We start from the raw sequence: 4,040 nt of genomic DNA, 5'->3' as shown, positions 1-4,040 counted from the left end.
TGCACCGTTGGAGGCCTTCATCTGTTCACAAGATCCGTTGCCGATCGTCAGATCGAGTGGTCACACTTGCTCGACCAACGTCCCCGGACATCACAGCTAGGCGAGCTGCTCGGCGTAGGAGACGGCCAGCGCGATGGTCGGATGCTCCGGCCCGAGGTGGCGCCGCAGGTCGGCGATCACCCGGTCGAGGGCGTGCGGGCCGGCCTGGCCGGTGCGGGCCCGCCACCAGGCGTGCACGACCCGGGCCTTGAGCGTGTCCGGGTGGTCCGGGCCGAGGGTGCGCAGCATGGCGGCGATGACCTCGTCCAGCTCGGCGATCGCGCCGCCCGGGTCGCCGGCCTCGCCGAGCCACCGGGCCAGGTTGAAGCGGGTCACCAGGGTGCGCGCGTTGTCCGGGCCGGCCACCCGCTCCAGGTCGGGCACGAGCGCGGCGAGCCCGGCGACCGCGGCTTTAGCATCGCCGGCCTCGCCGAGGAAGACCGCGATGCTGGCGCGGGCGATCAGCGTGCTCGGGTGGGCCGGGCCGTACGTGCGGTCCAGGTCCAGCAGCACCGCCTCCAGGTCGGTGACCGCGCCGGCCGGGTCGCCGGCGTGGCCGCGCCACTGTGCCAGGGCGGCCCGGCAGGCGGCGATGTTGGGGTGGTCCCGGGGCAGGATCCGGACCAGCTCGGCGTGCAGCCGTGCGAACTCCGCCGCCGCGCCGGCCGTGTCGCCGCTGTGCCCGAGCCAGAACGCGATCTCGTGGCGGGTGGTGAGGACTGCCGCGTCGGTCGGTTCGAACACCCGGTTCATGTCGGTGAGCAGCTCCTGGAACTGGGCGCGGGCGGCGGCCGGGTGCCCGGCCCGGCCGAGTGTGCGGGCGATGTTCGACCGGGTGATCAGGGTGGTGGCGTCGTCCGGGCCGAGCAGCCGGATCCGGTCGTCGAGCACCGACCGCAGTTCGGCCAGGGCGCGTTTCAGGTCGCCGGACTCGGCCCGCCAGACGGCGATCTCGTGCCGGGCCGACAGCGTGTTCGGGTGCTCCGGACCGGAGACGCGCAGCAGGTCGGTCAGCAGCCGCTGGAAGGCGGCCAGCGCCCGGCCGGGGTCACCGGCGACGCCGTGCCAGCGGGCTGCCTCGTGCCGGGCCACCAGGGTGTCCGGATGGTCCGGGCCGAGCAGCCGCAGGGCCGCGGCGAGCACCTCCTCGAAGCCGGCCGCCGCCTGCGAGGGCAGGCCGATGTCGCCGAGACTCGCCGCGGCCCGGAACAGCACCTCGCAGCGCTGGGTGACGAGGGTGTCGCCGGTGGCGCGCCACAGCGCGGTGACGTTGAGCCGCAGCCGCACCTCGAGGTTCTGGTCCGGGTCGGTCTGCGGCCAGATCTCGGTCAGCGCGCCGGCGGCGGCCAGGGCGACCTCGGCGAGCCGGTCCGGGTCGAGGCGTTCGCGGACGGCGCGCTGGACCAGGCCGTGGATCGCGACGATGCCGCCGGACTCGGTGATCAGGTTGAGCCGGTGCAGGGTACGCAACCCGGAGCGCACCGCCGCCTCCGCAACGGCCCCGCCGGGCAGCCAGGCACGGACCGCCGGCGCCGTGAACAGTTCCACCGGGATGCCGGCCGGGTCGAGCACCGCGGCCAGCTCGAGCAGCGGCCGGGCCAGCCCGGCCGGCCGGGAGCGGTCGGCGGCCTCCACCGACAGCGCGAGGGTGGACGCGACCGTACGGTCGTAGTCGTCGGGCAGGTCGTCCGGCGCCGGAACCAGGTCGTCCAGCCGCGCCGAGCGGCCGGCCAGCCGGGCCCGGTACGCCGAGCACGGCACCTGCTCGTCGATCATGAACGCGGTCGCCTGTGCCAGGGCCAGCGGCAGCAGGTGCAGGTCGGCCGCCACCGCGAGGTCGTCCGCCAGAACGGGATGCTCGGCGAGCCGTGCCGTCAGGTACCGCTCGGCCTCCTCGGGCTGGAAGACCCCGACCGGCAGCAGGGTCCGCCCGTCGCCGCGCAGCGCCGCGACCCGCAGCCGGGTGGTGACCACGGTGCGGCCGGTCCCGGAGGCGGGCGGCCAGAAGTGGGACAGGTCGGCGGGCCGGGCCAGGTCGTCGACGACCACCAGCCAGCGGCGGCCGGTGGTGGCGAGCCAGGCGTGGAACCGGGCGGCGTCGGCGTCCACGCCACTGTCCTGGCCGATGCCGAGGTCGCGGGCGGCCTGCGCGTACCCGGTGAGGATGGCCGGCCGGGTGCCGGCCGCGAGCCAGACCAGCAGATCGAGCTCGCCGTCGGCGAGCAGGCGTTCGGCCAGGCTGGCCGCGGCCTGCGACTTGCCGACGCCGCCCATGCCGGTGAGCACCAGGGTGGTGCCGGCCGGTGGCACCGGCACGCCGGACCGGTCCTGGAAACTGTCGGCCCGGTGCGGCACGACACCGACCCGCAGCGGCCAGCTCACGTCCGGTGTGGAGGCCAGGAACTGGTTGATGGTCAGCGAGCCGCTGTTGTCGCGGCCGATCGCCGCCGACCCCGGGCCGGCGGCGCTGACCTGTGGATCGCGCCTGGCGAAGCTCACGCAACCATCATGGCCCGTGCCGGCGACTTCAGCAGCGCGCGACAGTCCTGTACGATCGCCCTGGGCGATCGACCAGGAGGGGTGATCGGCATGGTGACCGCAGCCGAACGGGGCCGGGAGATGCGCGGGCGGCTGGTCCGCGCCGCAACCGAGCTGATCGCCGAGCGCGGCTGGACCGCCACCACCACCCGGGTGGTGGCCGAGCGCGCCGGCGTCGCCCCGAGCCTGGTGCACTACCACTTCCCCTCCGTCCAGGCACTGCTCGCCGAGGCCGCGCTGGCGACGGCCCGCGACCTGACCGCCCAGGTCGCCCCGCTGCTGGCCGGCGCCCGCAGCGCCGGCGCGGCCGTCGACCTGCTGTTCGGCGCGCTCGACGCGCACAGCGGCACCGACCCGGCGTCGGTGCTGCTGGTCGAGGCCTATCTCGCGGCCACCCGTGACGACCGGCTCCGGCAGGCCCTCGCCGAGGTGATCACCGAGTTCCGGCAGGAGCTAGCCGGGCACTTCGCCGCCCACCGGGTGCCGGATCCCGAGGCGACCGCGGCGGTGGTGGCCGCGGCCGTCGACGGCGTGCTGCTGCACCGTTCGATGCTCGGCCCCGAGCGCGGCGACACCGGCGCGGTGCTGCGCAGGCTGGTGGCGCGGCGATGAGGGTCGTGATCTGCGGCGCCGGGATCGCCGGCCTGGCACTGGCCCAGCGGCTGGACACCGCCGGCGCCGAGGTGATCGTGGTGGAGAAGGCCCCCGGGCCGCACTCGGGCGGCTACATGCTGGACTTCTTCGGGCCGGGTTACGACGCCGCCGAGGCGATGGGCGTGCTGCCGCGCATCCGCGAGCTGGGCTACGCCGTGGACGAGCTGGCCTACTGCGACGACTCCGGCCGCCGCCGCGCCGGGCTGCGTTACCGCGAGTTCGCCCGGGCCGCCGGCGGCCGGGTGGTCAGCCTGATGCGCCCCGACCTGGAGCGGGCGCTGCGCGAGCACCTGGGTCCCGGCGTCGAGGTGCGCTACGGCCGCACGATCACGGCGATCGACGACCGCCCCGACGGCGTGACGGTGACCCTCGACGACGGCACCGCCCTCACCGCCGACCTGCTCGCCGGCTGCGACGGCATCCACTCGGCGGTGCGCGCCCTCACCTTCGGCCCCGAGCGCGATCACGTGCGTTACCTGGGGTTCCACACGGCGGCGTACACGTTCGACGACCCGCTCGCGCACGCGGCGGTGGCCGGGCGGTTCTGCATGACCGACACCCTGCACCGCACTCTGGGCTTCTACGGTCTGCGCGACGGGCGGGTCGCGGTGTTCGCGGTGCATCCGGCCGCCGATCCGGCCCGTCCCGCGGACGCCCGGGCCGCCCTGCGCCGGGAGTACGCGCCGCTGCGCTGGATCGCCCCGCGGGCGCTGGCCGCCTGCCCGCCGGACGCCGACGTCTACTACGACCAGGTCGCGCAGGTGGTCGCGCCGGCCTGGAGCCGCGGGCGGGTGGTGCTGCTCGGCGAC

3 protein-coding genes are annotated in these 4,040 nt (G+C 75.7%); 2 read left to right on the top strand and 1 reads right to left on the bottom strand.

Annotated features, from left to right (window positions below):
• Nucleotides 1–96: 96 nt before the first annotated feature.
• Nucleotides 97–2,538 carry a tetratricopeptide repeat protein gene (locus tag AB0F81_RS50605; RefSeq protein WP_360211535.1) on the bottom strand — a complete coding sequence of 814 codons (2,442 nt, stop codon included), beginning with the start codon at nt 2,536–2,538 and terminating at the stop codon, nt 97–99.
• A gap of 90 nt (nt 2,539–2,628) precedes the next feature.
• On the opposite strand from AB0F81_RS50605, the gene AB0F81_RS50600 reads away from it, so the two are divergent.
• On the top strand, nt 2,629–3,189 hold the full coding sequence (locus AB0F81_RS50600; protein WP_360211533.1) for a TetR family transcriptional regulator: 561 nt from the start codon (nt 2,629–2,631) through the stop codon (nt 3,187–3,189).
• The coding region (locus AB0F81_RS50595; RefSeq protein WP_360211531.1) for an FAD-dependent oxidoreductase at nt 3,186–4,040 on the top strand (855 nt) is incomplete at its 3' end. The genes AB0F81_RS50600 and AB0F81_RS50595, both read left to right, overlap by 4 nt.

Source organism: Actinoplanes sp. NPDC024001 (assembly GCF_040638955.1).
Classification (GTDB): Bacteria; Actinomycetota; Actinomycetes; order Mycobacteriales; family Micromonosporaceae; genus Actinoplanes.
The sequence above is the reverse complement of the archived record's forward strand: the minus strand, read 5'-3'. Positions and strand labels throughout refer to the sequence as shown.